Origin of the sequence: Deinococcus arcticus (genome assembly GCF_003028415.1) — a bacterium.
Taxonomy (GTDB): Bacteria; Deinococcota; Deinococci; order Deinococcales; family Deinococcaceae; genus Deinococcus; species Deinococcus arcticus.
The window spans coordinates 36,651-52,214 of record NZ_PYSV01000015.1; the positions used below are offsets into that span (position 1 = coordinate 36,651).

A 15,564-nucleotide genomic window follows, 5' to 3' on the forward strand; every position below is an offset into this window, starting at 1 on the left:
CCGCCTCAACCAGATAGCCTACTTCCCCTCTGCCAGCGCCATTCGCCGTGGCTGGCCCCCGCGCCCCTCATGGTCAGCCGGTCTTCATCAGGGCGCCCACATCATGCTGGTGCAGGCGATTGCGGCCGGCGGCTTTGGCGGCGTACAGCGCGGCGTCGGCCCGGCCCAGCAGGTCGTCCAGGTGCGCGGCGCTCAGGGCTTCGCCGGCGTCGTGGCAGACCAGGCCCGCGCTGACGGTGACAGCCCGCGCCTGCGGGTGGGCCGCGTGCGCAGCGCGCGCCTGCTCCACCCGGCTGAGCAGCGGGTCCACCTCGGGTCCGGCCGTGACCCACACGAACTCCTCACCGCCCACCCGCACCAGCAGATCGTGTGGGTGGGCGTGGTCTCGCAGCACCCCGGCAAAGCAGCGCAGCACCTCGTCGCCCACGCGGTGCCCGTAGCGGTCGTTGACCAGCTTGAAATGGTCCAGGTCCAGCATCACCACCGCCACCCGGTGTCCGGCGGGTAACTGCCCGACCAGCCGCCCAAATTCGGCGTACAGGGCGCGGCGGTTGGCCAGCCCGGTCAGCGGATCGGTGCCCACCTGCTGCGTCAGTTCTTCCGCCTCGTCCTCGGCGGCGGCACGGAAAAATCCGATGATCAGCCCCGTGACCACCACCGGCACCGCCAGCACCAGCGCCTCGATCCACCAGCGTTCGTTGCCGCCCACAATCAGGCTGCGGGCGTACACGGTCAGGGCCAGCAGCGGCGGCATCAGGGCCGCCTGCACCCGCAGCAGGCGCCGCCCCAGAAAGCCGGCGGCAAACACCATGGGCCACAGGGCCACGTGTTCGCTGTAGGTGGTGCCGAACAGCAGCGCCTCACCCAGCGCCGAGGTCAGGGCGCACACGTTGCCCAGCACCATGAACAGCGTGTCGAAGCGCTCGCTGCGCAGCACCCCGGGCCGCTGCGAGGTCAGGGCCACTGTGCCCAGCCCCACCACCGCCGTCAGCAGAAACAGCCACTGGCCCGCCTGCAGGTTGGGGGCCGCCGGGGCCGGCAGCAGCAGGGTCAGCAGGGCCAGCGCGCTGCCGCCCCCGAACATCAGGCGCAGCGCCCACCCCTTGACCCGCCCAATGCGCCCCAGCAGGGGTGGCGGCACCGGACTGGACAGGCTCATGCGAGGGCCGCCGGTGGACTGGCTCCCGGCGCACAGCCAGGGGCAGAGGGGCGCCACACCGGCAGCAGAAGGACGGCAGGAAAACGCTGGTGCGCGGCGCACAGGGACCCAGCACAGGCACCCAACGCGATCCGGTTCATAGTCAGCTTCATCCTACGATCAGCTTTGGCCCTCTGCCCAGCCCCAGCCGGGGGCCAAGACGGGGGCAGTGCCCCGGCCCCCCAGGTCAGCCCTGCACCACTTCCAGCCGGTTGCCGAATGGATCGTGCAGGAACAGGCGCGGCACCCCGCCTTCCTGGTCGGGGCGGGTGGAGACGCGGTGGGCGGCGCAGCAGGCGCTGAAAGCCGCGAGGTCACTGCACCGCAGCGCTGGGTGCCCCTTGAGGCGAGGCGCGAAATCAGGCGTCACGCCGATGTGCATCTGGCGGCCGTCCGGCAGGGCAAACCACACCCCGCCCCGGGCCTGAAGGGCAGTGGGCTTGGGCACCTCACTGAGCCCCAGAACGCCGCCGTAAAACGCACGTGCCGCCGGCTCGCAGCCCGCAGGCGCTTCCAGCAGCACGTGATCCAGTCCGGTGATGAGCGTCACACCCGGAGCTTAGGCCAGAGCCGACCCCCCGTCCGTTACTCCTGGCGAGACAACACTCTGGCCCGTTCAGGCGTTCAGCGCGTCTACGGGCGGGTCGAACTCGTCCCGGGCCCGCTCCACCAGCGTCAGGATGTCGTAGGTGGCGACCAGGGCGCCGTCCTGATTGGTGATTTCCGCGCGCCATTCCACCACGCCGGTGGGGCGGGTTTCATCCGGGCGCAGGTCCTTGCGGATCTTGCGCTTGCAGGTCAGGCGCGTGCGGATGGTGTCGCCAATCCCCACGGGCTCGATAAACCGCAGCCCTTCCAGACCATAGTTCGCCAGCACCGGCCCCGGCGCGGGCCACACGAACTGCCCGGCCGCCGCCGACAGCAGAAAGTACCCGTGCGCCACCCGCCGGCCGAAAATTCCTTCCCTGGCGCCAATCTCGTCCACGTGGGCGTAAAAGTGGTCGCCAGAGACATTGGCAAAATTCACGATGTCGGCTTCGGTGACAGTGCGGCGGTGGGTCAGCAGGCTGTCACCCACCTGAATTTCATCGAAGGTCTTGCGGAAGGGATGGGTGCCGTCCTCCTGCACCTGCGCGCCGGGCACGTATTCGCGGGTAATGGCGCTGAGGGTGGTGGGGTCGGCCTGCACCGCCAGCCGGTTCATGTGGTGCCGCACCGCCGACAGCCCGCCCAGTTCCGAGCCGCCGCCCGCCCGGCCAGGGCCGCCGTGGTTCAGCTGCGGCAGCGGCGAGCCGTGGCCCGTGTTTTCCTTGGCGTTCTCACGGTTCAGGACCAGCAGGCGGCCGTGGGTGCTCGCCATGCCCAGCACGAGTTCGGTGGCCTCGGCGCGGTCGTGCGTGACGATGCTGCCCGCCAGCGAGCCGCGCCCCAGTTTGGCGAGGTGAATGGCGTCCTCTAGCGAGTCGTAGGGCAGCAGGGTCGCCACTGGCCCGAAGGCTTCGAGTTCGTGTGGCCCTCTGGCCGTCAGCGGCGAGTCGCACAGCAACACGGTGGGGTCCAGGAACGCGCCTTTCTCGCGGTCGCCGCCCAGCAGTTCGGTTTCTCCGGTGATGACAATGCGGGCCTCCGCCTGCAAACGCGCCAGCGTCTCGCGCACCCGCTCGCGCTGCTCCACGCTGACCAGGGCGCCCATGCGCACATCGTCGCGGGCGGGGTCGCCCATCGTGACTTTCCGCAGTTCCCGGCGCAGCCCCTCGGTCACCGCTTCTACCAGATGACCCGGCACCATCGCCCGGCGAATGGCGGTGCATTTCTGGCCCGCCTTGCCCGTCATCTCGCGCGCGACCTCACGCACGAACAGCGCAAACTCGGGGTCCTCGGGCCTCACACTCAGGCCCAGCACAGAAGCGTTCAGGCTGTCGGCCTCGGTGTTAAACGGCACGTTGCGCGCCACGACATTGGGGTGCACCCGCAGCTTGGCCGCCGTGGCCGCCGAGCCGGTAAAGGCCACCACGTCCTGTTCCTGCACATGGTCCAGCAGGTCGCCGGGGTCGCCGGTCACCAGTTGCAGAGCCCCCTCGGGCAGCAGCCCAGAAGCCAGCATGTCGCGCACCACGCGCTCGGTCACGTAAGCCGTCTGCGGCGCCGGCTTGACCAGGCTGGGCATCCCGGCAATAAAGCTGGGGGCAAACTTTTCCAGCATGCCCCACACCGGAAAGTTAAAGGCGTTGATCTGCACCGTCACGCCCTCGCGCGGCACCAACAGGTGGCGGCCTACAAACGTGCCTTCGCGGCCCAGGCGTTCCAACTTGCCGTCGGGCCAGAAGCGCTCGTCGGGCAGATCGCGGCGGGCCATGCTGGCGTAGGAAAACAGCGTGCCGATGCCGCCTTCAATATCCACCCAGGAATCGCGGCGGGTCGCGCCGGTCAGGGCGCTGAGGGCGTAATAAGCCTCCTTGCGCTCCATCAGGTAGGTGCCCAGGGCCTTCAGGGCGCGGGCGCGCTCGTGAAAGGTCATGCGCCGCAGCGCCGAGGCCTTCTGCCGCCCGTAGGCCAGCGCCTGAGCGAAATCCACGCCTTCGGAAGAAATGACGGCCACGGGACGGCCATACACGGCGTCCACGAGGGTCTGGCCGTCATGGTTGCTGTGCCAGGTGCCGTAGACATAGGAGGCTGGGCGGAGAAGTTCAGGAAGGGTGGATTGCGTCATGGGGACTCCTTAAATTCGTCAGAGAGGCCCGAAGAGGTGAACCACTCTGGAAAAGGTTCTTGTTCGGCAAGCCACTGGGCGGGGATGGCTGTGGTGCTGGAAAGAGCAACAACGCTGCCCACAATGGCGCAGATCGTGTCCCTATCGCCGCCAGCACTGACGCCCCACCAGAGGGCCGTTTCATAGTCACTGAGCTGCCGCGACGCGCACCAGAGCGCAAACGGGACGGTATCCTGCGCAGTTAACTGTTGGCCGTTCCCGAGAACCGCACCAGCCACCTCGGGCGCCATTGTGCCGGGCAGCCGAGCGGCGCGCAGCAGGCGGCTCCGAACCTCGCTCTCTGGCACCCAGGAAGCCACATCTTCCAAAAAGGTTTCCTGGAAGGCCGGATGTTCATGCACCCGCCAGGCCAGGGCCGCTGCAATCGCCACAGCGATCGCCCCAGCCACCGCCTCTGGATGGGTATGGGTAGTCAAGCTGGAAAGTTCTGCCTGCCGAACGCAGGTCTGCAAATCCGGAGCAAAGAAGGCACCCAGCGGCCCCACGCGCATCGCCGCGCCATTGCCGTAAGAGCCCTGGCCTTCGAACGCAGTAGCAATTACCGAGCGCCAGTCTGCGCCGCTTCGCACGTCGGCCAATACGCGCCGCATGGATGGGCCGTACCCACGCGACATATCGTGATGCTGAGCAAAGCGCTGCATCAGCTCGTCCTGCTGAATCTCTCCGTGAGCGCGGAGCACAGCCACCACAGACAGCCCCATCTCAGTATCGTCCGTGTACTGCCAGGGACTGCCGGGAACCCGCCGCTGGGCTACAGCAGCGTCGAAAGCATCCGGCTCGACAAAAAAAAGTTCACCGAATTGATCACCGATGGTCAAACCACGGAGAGAGTGCAAGGCCCGCTGAAGGGACGTTGGCGGGGCCTTCATATCAGACAACACGTTCCCAGTTCACACGCTCTTAAACCCTTCGAACGGTTCCTTGCAAGTGTCGCAGACGTACATGCGCTTGCACAGGGTCGGGCCAAAGCTGGCGGTCATGCGCACGTCAAGGCTGCTGCACCGGGGGCAACGGGTCGGCTCGGGCTCCAGCTGAATCAGCTGGCCTTCCCCGGTGGGGGCAGGCGGCGCAATGCCGTACTGGCGCAACCTCTCGCGGGCATCGTCATTGATCCAGTCGGTGGTCCAGGGTGGCGTCAGTGTGCTGCGCACCTCCACCTCAGCCACACCTAGCCCCCGCACCGCTCCTTCAATGCTCTCCCGGATGACGTGCAGCGCCGGGCACCCGCTGAAAGTGGGCGTAAAGGTCACCTGCACCCGCCCGCCCTCGTCCACCGTTACATCCCGCACCATGCCCATGTCGGTGATGCTGACCACAGGAATTTCGGGGTCGGGGACCTGGGCTAGGGCGGCCCAGACGGCAGATGGCAGATGGTCTATGGCGGGTGACTGTTCGCCATTCGCCATCGGCCATTTGCCATCCGCCCCCATCACCAGACCTCCGCGTCCGGGTGCTGGCGGGCGACGAGTTGCATCTCGGCCAGCAGAGGCGCCAGATGCTCGGTGTGGACGTTGCGGGGCGCCTGTTCGGCCGGGGGCTCTGGCAGGGTCAGCCCGCATTTGTCCACCAGATGCCGGGTCACGAGGTCGTGCCAGCGGGCGTGAATGGTGCCCAGGTCGGGCAGCAGACCAGCGGCGACCAGTTCGGCCTCGCCCTCGACTGGCTGAAACAGCTGGGCCGCGTGGGGCCACAGGTCGTTCAGTGCGCTCTGGGTGCGGCGCCGACTTTCCTCGGTGCCCAGGGCCAGACGCTCCACCCACAAGGCGGTGTGCTGCACGTGGAATTTCTCCTCACGCACCGCTTTGGCGGCCACCGCCGCCAGCGGGGCGTAGGTGCTGCGCGTGGCCGCTTCCAGCCACAGGGCCTCGGAGGTGTCATACAGAAACTGGCGCAGCATGGTAAACGCCCAGTCGCCCTTCGGCAGTTCTACCAGGCGGGTGTTCGTGTACTCGTCTGCCCCCCGGAAAAAGGCCAGGCGGTCGGCGTCGCTGCCGTCCAGCTCGGCGCGCAGGCCCAGGTACAGGCCCGCGTGGCCCAGCTCATCCTGGGCCATGTTGGCCAGGGCGATGTCCTCTTCCAGAATGGGTGCGTGCCCGGTCCATTCGCCGCCCCGGTGCGCCAGCACAATCTCATCGTCGGCCAGGGCGGTCAGTTTGCGAATCAGGGCCTGGGTCTGGGCGGTGCTCAGGGCTTCGGTGGGGACAGTCATGCGCCCTCCTCGCTGGGGGCGCGGCCCGGCATCAGGCCCGCACGCTTCAGTTCCCCAATATGGCGGCCAATGACGCCATAAAACTGCTGCTGCTTGTAGGTTTTTTCCCTGGCGGGGGCAAACCAGCTGTCCACCGTGCCAGGGTCTTCGTCGGTGCGGACGGCGGCGGTGTCGGGAAACACCAGCCACGCCAGCGCGTCCGGATGCGCCGCTTGGGCCTGCCGCAGCGCGTCGCCGGGACCCGCCGCCTGCACGGTGCCCACGAGATCCACAAAGGTCATGGACCGCTTGTGCGTGCGTTTGACGCCCAGGTGATAGGTGCCGGCCTCGCCGCCTGTGTCCAGCACCTCGGGGCGGGTGGTCAGTTCTTCGGGTGTGGCGGTCAGCAGGTCGCTTTCGCGCACGCACCAGAGGCTCACAGCCGCTGGGCGGCGCACAAAGACGCTGCGGGCGGTCAGCAGGGCGTGGTCGGGGTCACCAGCATGCACCGTGCCGACCGCCTGATGGGGCCGCCCTGGCGCGTCCTGCTTGAACACTTCCCAGCGGGGCCACTGGGTATCGGCGGGGGGATGGGGGTCAGGATGGGTCATCTGTTCTCCAGCAGGGGGGAGCGGGAAGTGGTGAGTGGGAAGTGGAAGAAACAGCTCCACTTCCCACTGTCCACCGCCCACGTGGCGTCAGTCGGCGGCTTCGGCGCGCTGGCGGTCCGCATACGCCTGCAACGCCTCGCGCACCCAGGCGCCCTCGTCGTGGGCGGCCTGCCGCGTGCCCAGGCGCTCCCTGTTCAGGCCCTGCTCGCCCCTGATGACGGCCCAGAACTCGGTCCAGTCGATGGGGCCGTGCTTCCAGTTGCCCTGCTCATCCTGGTGCAGGTCGGGGTCGGGGATGGTCAGGCCGGCTTCCATCAGTTCGGGGACATGCTCGTTGATGAACTCCTGGCGGACCTCATCGTTGGTCTTAAGCTTGATGCCCCACTTCGCCAGCGCGCCGGTATTCGGGCTGTCGGCGTCGTGTGGCCCCAGCATCATCATGGCGGGCCACCACCAGCGGTTCAGGGCCTCCTGGGCCATCTGGCGCTGCTGCGGCGTGCCCTGGGCGTAGGCCACGATCATTTCCTTGCCCTGCTTGTGGTGGAAGGTCTCTTCGCTGCAAATGCGGACCATCGCGCGGCTGTAGGGGCCGTAACTGCACCCGGCCAGCATGGTCTGGTTTTTAATGGCGGCGCCGTCCACCAGCCAGCCAATCATGCCCACGTCCGCCCAGGTGTGGGTGGGGTAGTTAAAGATGCTGGAGTACTTGGCCTTGCCCGACAGGAGCGCCTGAAGCATGTCCTCGCGGGTGGCGCCCAGGGTTTCGGCAGCGTGGTAGAGGTACTGGCCGTGCCCGGCCTCGTCCTGCACCTTGGCCATCAGGATGGTCTTGCGCTTGAGGCTGGGGGCGCGGGAAATCCACTCGCCTTCGGGCAACATGCCCACCACTTCGCTGTGGGCGTGCTGGGAAATCATGCGGATCAGCTGGCGGCGGTACTCGGCGGGCATCCAGTCGCCGGCTTCAATCTTCTCGCCGCGCGCAATGCGGGCCTCGAATGCAGCGTGCTGCTCGGCGGTTTCGCCGGCGGGGTAGGTCTGGGGTTGGGTCATGCGGCCACCTCCACTGTGGACTGGCAATGTGAACTTCCCCCAGTGTACCTAACGGGCGTTAGGCAGGGTGTGGCGCAGGTCTCACAGCGGCGCTGGGTTGTCCAGCCTCGCGGTGCCCCAGCGGGCCATGCCCGGCGCCCAGCCCCGGCGCGGCGCGCAACGCCCGCTGAACATAGAGGTGGGCCTCCCCCACCGCCGCCGGCAGAGTCAGCCCGCGCGCCAGATGGGCCGCGATGGCCGCCGACAGGGTGCAGCCGGTGCCGTGGGTATGGCGGGTGTACTGGCGCGGCGCCGTCAGGGTGAGGGGGTGGGGGCCGGCGCGCAGGGTATCCACCACCGTTTCGCCGGGGGCATGCCCACCCTTGAGAAGCAGGGGCAGAGCTTCAGACGCCCCCGCTGCCTGCAGGGCCGTCCACTCCGGCACATTCGGCGTGATCAGGGTGGCCAGAGGAAAAAGCTCCTCTAGCAGCGCCTCCAGGGCATCCGGGGCCAGCAGGGGGTCGCCGCCCTTGGCCAGCATCACCGGGTCCACGACCAGGGGCAGGCCACGCCCACGCAGCCCCGCCGCCACCACGCGCATGAGGTCAGCATTTCCCAGGGCTCCGGTCTTGACCGCCGCCACCGGAAAATCGTCCAGGACCGCCTCCAGCTGGGCGGCCACCTGTCCGGGCGGCAGTGGCCACGCCCCCCGCACGCCGCAGGTGTTCTGGGCGGTCACCAGGGTCAGGACGCTGGTGCCGTACACTCCATGCGCCTCGAAGGTTTTCAGGTCCGCCTGAATGCCGGCCCCGCCGCCAGAATCAGAGCCTGCAATGGTCAGCGCCACCGGAGCCGTCATGCGGGCACCCCCGCCCCCACCAGCGCCAGCACCCGCGCCGCCGTCACCGGGGCCAGCAGCGCGCCGTGCCGCCCGTGGCCGGCCGCGACCACCACGCCGGGCAGGCCAGGGTGCGGGGCCACCAGCGGCAGCCCATCCGGTGTGACCGGGCGCAGGCCCACCAGGCGCGTCTGCACCGGGGTTTTGACCTCAGGCACCAGCTGCCGCGCCACGCCCAGCAGCCAGCGGGTGGCGTGGGGATCGGGCGTGGTGGCCCATGAGGGGCGTGAGGTCGCCCCCACATACACCCCGTCTGGCCGACTCAGGGCGTAGGGGGGAAAGCCGCGCGTGAGGGGGCCGTATAGAGCACCCACCTCGGCCGGGCTGTCCAGCAGCAGCGCCTGCCCCTGCACCGCCGTCACGGGCAGGCCAAAGGCGCCGCTCCAGGCCCCGGCCGCCAGCACGACGGTCTGGGCGTGCCACTCGCCCGCCGCCGCGCGCACCCACACGCCGCCCCGCACCGGGTCCAGCCCCACCACCTGCGCGGCCACCACCTGCACGGTCTGCCGCGCGGCCCGCACCACCGACGGCGGGTGCAGGCTGGCCTCGCCGGGCGTGCAGGCCTCCCCTCCGCTGGCCTTCAGGCGGCGCACCCCTTCCCGGAAGAACACCGGCTGGCCGCTGGCCGTTTCCAGGTCCCGCGCCAGCCCCGGCCAGTGGCGCAGGCCCGCCAGCGCGTCTGGTTCCAGGGGCGTGCCGCGCAGGCGCTCGCCGTCCGGGGTCAGCAGGCCCCCCGCCGCGCGCCACGCGGCCCCGCGCCGCCCGGCGTCCAGCACCAGCACATCGGCTCCAGCGCGGCGCAGCGTGAAGGCGACCAGCGACCCGATCAGGCCGCCGCCGACCACGATGACTTCGCGGGCAGTCATGGGTGGGGCGTGCGCGCGGCGCGGTCGAGGGGTCGGGAAGTCGAGGGATCGGGACAGAGCAGCGCTCGGCGTCTGGGCTCCTCGACGCCTCGACTGATTCCTCGCCACAGAGAGCCTCCGCCCCCACCTCGGCTCCTGAGGCCATCCCCTTTGACCCTCACAACAGAACCCAGAGGCGTTGAGGAAAAAGCCCCTCAATGGAACTGGCAGCCGCTGTCAGACCCTTCAACCTCTTCATACCGGCACTTCCGGGTCGGGGAGGCGGGGCACGCCGCCCGGCGGACTGCTGGGGCTGGCGTGTTCGCGCACCCCCATGCGCCCGGCCAGAAACGCCGCGCGGCCGGCCTGCACCCCCAGGGCAAAGGCGTGGCCCATGCCCACCGGATCGCGGGCCTCGGCAATGGCAGTGTTGACCAGCACAGCGCCCGCGCCCAGTTCCAGCGCCTGGGCGGCGTCGCTGGGCACGCCCAGTCCGGCGTCCACCACCACGGGCACCGCCGCGCCGTCCAGCACGGTTTTCAGCAGGTCCGGGGTACGCAGGCCCTTCCCAGAACCGATGGGGCTGGCCAGGGGCATCACGGCCGCGCAGCCCACCCCCTCCAGGGCGCGGGCCAGCACGGCGTCGGGCTGCACGTAGGGCAGAACGGTAAAGCCGTCGGCGGCCAGTTCCTGTGCGGCGGCCAGCGTGCCCACCGGATCGGGCAGCAGATAACGGGCGTCCGGGATCACCTCCAGCTTGATCCACTTCGTGCCGGTGGCCGCGCGGGCCAGCCGGGCCACCCGCACGGCCTCGGCGGCGGTGCGGCAGCCGGCGGTGTTGGGCAGCAGTTGCAGGCGGTCCCAGTCCAGGACGTCCAGCAGGCCGCCGTGCCCCGGCGCCTTCAGCTCCACGCGGCGAATGGCCACCGTGACAATCTGCGAGCCGCTGGCGGCCAGGGCCTCACGCATCACGCCGTAATCGGTGAATTTGCCGGTGCCGGTCATCAGGCGCGAGGCGAAGGTGCGCCCGCCCAGCTCGAAGGGGTCACCCCGCACCTCAGCCCCCCCCGATGATCCGCACGATTTCAATCACGTCGCCTTCCTTCAGTTCGCGGTCCGGCACGCGGGCGCCGGGGTAAAAGTCGTCGTTCACGGCCACCGCCACGCGGGCGGGCTCGGTGCCCAGGTCGCGCAGCAGACCCCACAGAGTCAGGCCCGGGGTAAAGGGCCGGGCTTCGCCATTGACGATCATGCGGGCCCCTCCTGCCGGAGGGCCGCGCGCAATTCGGCCGCTGCCTGTGCAGGGTCGCGGGCGTCCAGCACCGCACGGACTACCGCCACCCGGCTGGCCCCGGCTGCCAGGACCTCGTGAACATTGCCCGCGTCCAGGCCACCAATGGCATACCAGGGCACCTGGGGCCGCAGCGCCGCCACCTGCCGGATGTAGGTCAGACCAGCGGCTGCGCGCCCCGGTTTGGTGGGGGTGCGGTGCACCGGACCGGCCGCGATATACGCGGGCGCCTGCGCCAGGGCGGCTGCGGCCTGCGCGGATGCGTGGGTGCTGAGCCCCACCCGCAGCCCCGGCCCCAGCTGCCGCGCCCACCCGGGCGGCAGGTCGCTCTGGCCCAGGTGCACCCCGTCGGCGCCGCAGGCCAGGGCCACATCCACACGGTCGTTGATGAACAGGGGCACCCCGCGCGCGCGGCTGAGGGCGGCCACCTGCTCGCCCAGCGCGATGTACGGCCGCGCCTCCCAGTCCTTGCAGCGCAGTTGCAGCGTGTCGGCGCCGCCGTCCAGCGCGGCGGCCACGCGCGCCAGAAAGTCGCCTTCGGGCTGGCCAGGGCGGGGGGTGGCCACGAGGTACAGGTGCCCCAGGGGGCTGGTCAGAGGGTCTGATGGGCTAAGAGTCAAGGAAGGGCTGACCTGCCCAGGCAGACGGGGCGAAACCTCGGCCCCCGCCGGTTCCTGGCCTTCCCGCCCGGAAAACCCAGTGCCCCTTTCCCCTCCGTCCTCCCGACCGCTCAACCACTCGACGCCTCGACCCAGCCTCTCCTCTCTCAGCTCCTCACCCATAAATCTCGCCGCCCTGCGCGCGGAACTCCTGCGCCTTGGCCTCCAGCCCGGCCAGCACCTCGGGGGCGCGCAGGTCGTGGCTGAGTTTCATGGAACAGAACTGCGGGCCGCACATGGAGCAAAAATGCGCGGTTTTGGCGGCGTCGGCGGGCAGGGTCTCGTCGTGCAGGGCGCGCGCCTTCTCCGGGTCCAGGCTGAGGCCAAACTGGTCCTGCCAGCGAAACTCAAAGCGGGCCTTGCTCAGGGCATTGTCGCGGGCCTGGGCGCCGGGGTGGCCCTTGGCGAGGTCGGCGGCGTGGGCGGCAATGCGGTAGGCCAGGACGCCGTCGCGCACGTCCTGGCGGTCCGGCAGACCCAGGTGCTCTTTCGGGGTCACGTAGCACAGCATCGCCGTGCCGTACCACGCGATCTGCGCCGCCCCGATGGCCGACGTGATGTGGTCGTACCCCGGCGCAATGTCGGTAGTCAGCGGCCCCAGGGTGTAAAAGGGGGCTTCCTGGCACACGGCCAGCTGGCGGGTCATGTTCTCGCGGATCAGCTGCATGGGCACGTGCCCCGGCCCCTCAATCATGGTCTGAACCCCGTGGGCCCAGGCCACCTGCGTCAGTTCGCCCAGCGTCTCCAGCTCGGCAAACTGCGCGGCGTCGTTGGCGTCCTCAATGGACCCCGGGCGCAGGCCGTCGCCCAGGCTGAAGGTGACGTCGTAGGCGGCCAGCAGCTCGCAGATCTCGGCAAAGTGCGTGTACAGGAAGTTTTCCTGGTGGTGCGCCAGACACCACTTGCCCAGGATGCTGCCCCCGCGCGAGACAAGCCCGGTGCGCCGCCGCGCGGTCAGCGGCAGGTGGGCCAGCCGCACGCCCGCATGCACCGTCATGTAATCGACGCCCTGCTCGGCCTGTTCAATTAGGGTGTCGCGGTACACGGCCCAGGTCAAGTCCTCGGCCACGCCGCCGACCTTTTCCAGCGCCTGGTAGATGGGAACCGTGCCCACCGGCACGGCGCTGCCCCGGACGATCCACTCGCGCGTGGGGTGAATGTGGCGGCCCGTGGACAGGTCCATGACCGTGTCTGCGCCCCAGCGGGTGGCCCAGATCATCTTGCCCACCTCTTCCTCAATCGAGCTGGTGACGATGCTGGTGCCCAGGTTGGCATTCACCTTCACCCGGAAGTTGCGGCCAATGATGGTGGGTTCCAGTTCCGGGTGGTTGATGTTGGCGGGGATGACCGCCCGGCCCCGCGCCACCTCCGCGCGCACAAATTCAGGCGTGATCTCGCGCGGAATGGCGGCCCCAAACGCCTGTCCGGGGTGCTGCCCGGTCAGGTCAAAGCCTTCTTCCTGGCGCAGCCCCTCCCGCAGGGCCACGAACTCCATTTCCGGCGTGATTTCGCCCTGGCGCGCGGCCTGAAGCTGGGTGATCTGGGCGCCCGCACGGGCGCGCCGGGGCAGGGGCACGCGGGAAAAGGGCAGCGGGCCACTCTGGTCCAGGTCCGGCGCGTGGCGGTGAGCCCGAAGCTCCAGCCGCGCGTCCCCGGCCAGCCAGGGGCGGGCGCAGCCCAGCCCGGCGCGCAGGTCCACCGTCACGGCGGGGTCGGTGTAGGGGCCGCTGGTGTCGGGCACCAGCAGTGGCGGGTTGGGCACGCTGCGGGTCAACTCGCCCACACGCTCCAGGGTGGGCGACTGGCGAATGCGCCGCGCTGGCACGCGCACGCCGGGGTGCAGGGTGCCGGTCAGGTACACCTTTTCGCTGCCGGGAAAGGGCGCGGTCAATTCGGGGGCCAGGAGCAGATCGGGCAGGGGGGCGGTGGTCATGGGGCCTCCAGAGGGGCAATAGAGAGAGGCGCCGGGCGCGTGGGCGCACAGCCTGAAAGGACGAGCCGCGCGCAGGCCGCTCGATTTGTTCGGGACTTTCTCTTCCTAGCTCTGCATAACGACAACGCCCCCCTCACGCGTTCGGAGGGGGGCCAAACAATCCAGTCCTGGCACCCGTCACGCTCCCTCCGCTGGCACAAACCAGATCAGGTTCCTAGGGTTAGGCACTTGGCCCTCTCAGCCGCCCTTTTTCTTGGGCGGCACCCCTGGTGACTGCGGCGAGTGTACACCGCGCCCGGAAAAAAGCGAAGGCCGGGCGCCCCCGCGCGGCCCCGGGTGCCCGGGCGGGTGCTCTACTGGGCGCAGCGCCCGGGCGCCCGGCTCCCCCACCGCTGTGTCTCTCCCCACCCACTGACCCTGCTCTGCGCTGTTCCCATCTCTTCTGCCCCTGTGTCTTCTGCCCCTATGTCTTCTGGCCCCATACTCCTCTGCCCCACGTTCTTCCCGGAGGTTCCTGCCCATGCCCCGACTGCCCCTGGTGTCCCGCTTGCCCCTGGCCCTTTCCCTGCTGACCCTGGCCCTGCTGGCCCCCACCGCCGCCGCACAGAACGAGCGGCCCGCGCCGGTCAAGACCAGCACCCAGACCTGCGGCGCCTACACCCTGAAGCTGAGCGAGAACGGCTTTGGCGATCCCGAAGACCGGGTCAGCCTTGTCCGGGGCGGCACCACCTACGCCACGGTCAGCGACATCGCCGTGAGCGTGGACTGGTGCCGCGACGTGACCGGCGACGGCGTGCCGGAGGTGCTGCTGGCCGGGTTTTCCGGCGGGGCCCACTGCTGTTTTACGCACACGCTGTATTCGCTGAGCACGCCCCCCAGAAAGCTGCTGAGCGTCTTCAGCGCCCACAGCGAAACCATCACGCCCCGGCAGCTGGACGGCAAAGGGCCGCTGGAACTGCTGGTGTCGGACTGGCGCTTTGCCTACGCCTACGGCCTGAGCTTTGCCGAGAGCGTGCCGCTGCTGAATGTGTATGCCTACGTCGGCGGGCAGTATGTGGACCGCTCGCGCGCCTTTCCCGGAACGCTGCGCGGCTTCCTGACCAGGCAGGTGACCAACCAGACCGGGGGCGGCGAGGTGCTGGCCGATTACGCCACCCTGCTGGCCATCGGTAAATCCGGCGAGGCGCAGGCGTTCGTGCAGGGGCTACCGGCCCGCTTCCGCGCGTGGCTGACCAACTATGGCCCCGACATCCGCCACGCCATGAACGACTACGGCCTGAGCGACTGGCCGCTGCGCGCGGGCGCGCCCTTCAGCGCCGCCCGGATGGGACTGGGCGGCTCGTTCAGCGCGCCGAATCAGCGCGAATACCTGGGCATGGTGGGGGGCGGCACCCAGGCCACCCTGCGCCTGTACCGCGCCCAGGGGGCCCAGGTGGTGGCTGGCCCCGCCCTGATGACCGTGCCTGCCCGGCAGCCGGACCCGTATTACCTGGACACCGCCTGGGCCCCGGTGGCGACCGTGCGCCGCGCCACAGGCCGCGACGACCTGCTGGTGCGCGATGAGCGCAGTGGCGGCATGCGCTACGTGGCCTACCGGGTTTCGCCTGGCCGCCTGACCGAGTTACAGGACGATCCCCTGGCGGTCACGGCCCGGATGCTGGGTGACCTGAGCACGCTGTCCAAGCATGTGGGGGCCAGCTTCACCCAGACCACCCCGCCCCGCACAGCCGCCCAGAGGGCTGAGGTCCAGCGCCGCATTGATGTGGCGGCGGCCCGCGCCCAGCCCTGGCTGAACCTCGCCGCCAACGCCGACATCCCGGCGCGCGCCCTGGGCAGCTTGACCTTCAGTGGCCTGGACCTGACCGTGGACCGGCCCGATCAGGCCCGCGTGGTGGCGCCCATCAGCCTGGGCCTGAACGATGCCCGCACCAACAGCGAAGACATTGAGGGCGAACGCTACACCCTGACCGTGAACCTGGTGCGCTCGGCCCGGGGCTGGGCCGTGAAGGACTGGACGCTGGACGAGCGCGGCGGCGAGCTGTACGAGGAGGAATAAGGGCCGGAAGGCAGCTGCCCTCCACGCTCTTTCCTGTGGTGGGGTGGCGGGCGGTGCCCGGTCAGGCCCAGCCAGAGGAGGCCACA

15 protein-coding genes and 1 riboswitch are annotated in these 15,564 nt (G+C 69.6%); of the genes, 1 reads left to right on the forward strand and 14 read right to left on the reverse strand.

Annotated features, from left to right (window positions below):
• Nucleotides 1–73: 73 nt before the first annotated feature.
• The 14 genes from C8263_RS14360 to thiC form a co-directional block, all read right to left on the reverse strand.
• Entirely contained in the window at nt 74–1,159 is a 1,086-nt protein-coding gene (locus C8263_RS14360) for a GGDEF domain-containing protein (RefSeq protein ID WP_107138828.1), read from the reverse strand.
• A gap of 226 nt (nt 1,160–1,385) precedes the next feature.
• Nucleotides 1,386–1,748, reverse strand: a complete 363-nt coding sequence (locus C8263_RS14365; RefSeq protein WP_107138829.1) for a VOC family protein — start codon at nt 1,746–1,748, stop codon at nt 1,386–1,388.
• 66 nt (nt 1,749–1,814) lie between these two features.
• The gene (gene paaZ, locus C8263_RS14370) at nt 1,815–3,908 is read right to left on the reverse strand and encodes a phenylacetic acid degradation bifunctional protein PaaZ (protein WP_107138830.1); all 2,094 of its coding nucleotides are present in this window, start codon (nt 3,906–3,908) and stop codon (nt 1,815–1,817) included.
• Nucleotides 3,905–4,837, reverse strand: coding sequence for an ADP-ribosylglycohydrolase family protein (locus tag C8263_RS14375; protein ID WP_107138831.1), 933 nt, complete (start codon nt 4,835–4,837; stop codon nt 3,905–3,907). The genes paaZ and C8263_RS14375 overlap by 4 nt, the downstream gene beginning before the upstream one ends.
• A 21-nt stretch (nt 4,838–4,858) precedes the next feature.
• Entirely contained in the window at nt 4,859–5,374 is a 516-nt protein-coding gene (gene paaD / locus C8263_RS14380; RefSeq protein WP_107138832.1) for a 1,2-phenylacetyl-CoA epoxidase subunit PaaD, read from the reverse strand.
• A gap of 23 nt (nt 5,375–5,397) precedes the next feature.
• Complete coding sequence (gene paaC, locus C8263_RS14385) at nt 5,398–6,177, reverse strand: 1,2-phenylacetyl-CoA epoxidase subunit PaaC (RefSeq protein ID WP_107138833.1); 780 nt, start codon at nt 6,175–6,177, stop codon at nt 5,398–5,400.
• Nucleotides 6,174–6,767, reverse strand: a complete 594-nt coding sequence (locus C8263_RS14390) for a phenylacetic acid degradation protein (RefSeq protein WP_107138834.1) — start codon at nt 6,765–6,767, stop codon at nt 6,174–6,176. The genes paaC and C8263_RS14390 overlap by 4 nt, the downstream gene beginning before the upstream one ends.
• An 87-nt stretch (nt 6,768–6,854) precedes the next feature.
• A complete protein-coding gene (paaA, locus tag C8263_RS14395) occupies nt 6,855–7,817 on the reverse strand; it encodes a 1,2-phenylacetyl-CoA epoxidase subunit PaaA (protein ID WP_107138835.1) in 963 nt (320 codons plus the stop codon).
• Between the two features lie 58 nt (nt 7,818–7,875).
• Complete coding sequence (gene thiD / locus C8263_RS14400) at nt 7,876–8,655, reverse strand: bifunctional hydroxymethylpyrimidine kinase/phosphomethylpyrimidine kinase (protein ID WP_107138836.1); 780 nt, start codon at nt 8,653–8,655, stop codon at nt 7,876–7,878.
• A complete protein-coding gene (locus C8263_RS14405) occupies nt 8,652–9,560 on the reverse strand; it encodes an NAD(P)/FAD-dependent oxidoreductase (RefSeq protein ID WP_107138837.1) in 909 nt (302 codons plus the stop codon). Before C8263_RS14405 ends, thiD begins: the two co-directional genes overlap by 4 nt.
• Before the next feature lie 234 nt (nt 9,561–9,794).
• Nucleotides 9,795–10,595, reverse strand: coding sequence for a thiazole synthase (locus C8263_RS14410; RefSeq protein ID WP_107138838.1), 801 nt, complete (start codon nt 10,593–10,595; stop codon nt 9,795–9,797).
• 1 nt (nt 10,596) lies between these two features.
• Nucleotides 10,597–10,791 carry a sulfur carrier protein ThiS gene (gene thiS, locus C8263_RS14415; RefSeq protein WP_107138839.1) on the reverse strand — a complete coding sequence of 65 codons (195 nt, stop codon included), beginning with the start codon at nt 10,789–10,791 and terminating at the stop codon, nt 10,597–10,599.
• Entirely contained in the window at nt 10,788–11,396 is a 609-nt protein-coding gene (gene thiE / locus C8263_RS14420; RefSeq protein WP_233218834.1) for a thiamine phosphate synthase, read from the reverse strand. Before thiE ends, thiS begins: the two co-directional genes overlap by 4 nt.
• A 208-nt stretch (nt 11,397–11,604) precedes the next feature.
• Entirely contained in the window at nt 11,605–13,422 is a 1,818-nt protein-coding gene (gene thiC, locus C8263_RS14425; RefSeq protein WP_107138841.1) for a phosphomethylpyrimidine synthase ThiC, read from the reverse strand.
• 165 nt (nt 13,423–13,587) lie between these two features.
• Nucleotides 13,588–13,700, reverse strand: a riboswitch (TPP riboswitch).
• A 242-nt stretch (nt 13,701–13,942) separates the two neighbouring features.
• Here thiC and C8263_RS14430 point away from each other — a divergent pair.
• On the forward strand, nt 13,943–15,478 hold the full coding sequence (locus C8263_RS14430) for a hypothetical protein (RefSeq protein ID WP_107138842.1): 1,536 nt from the start codon (nt 13,943–13,945) through the stop codon (nt 15,476–15,478).
• Nucleotides 15,479–15,564: the final 86 nt, after the last annotated feature.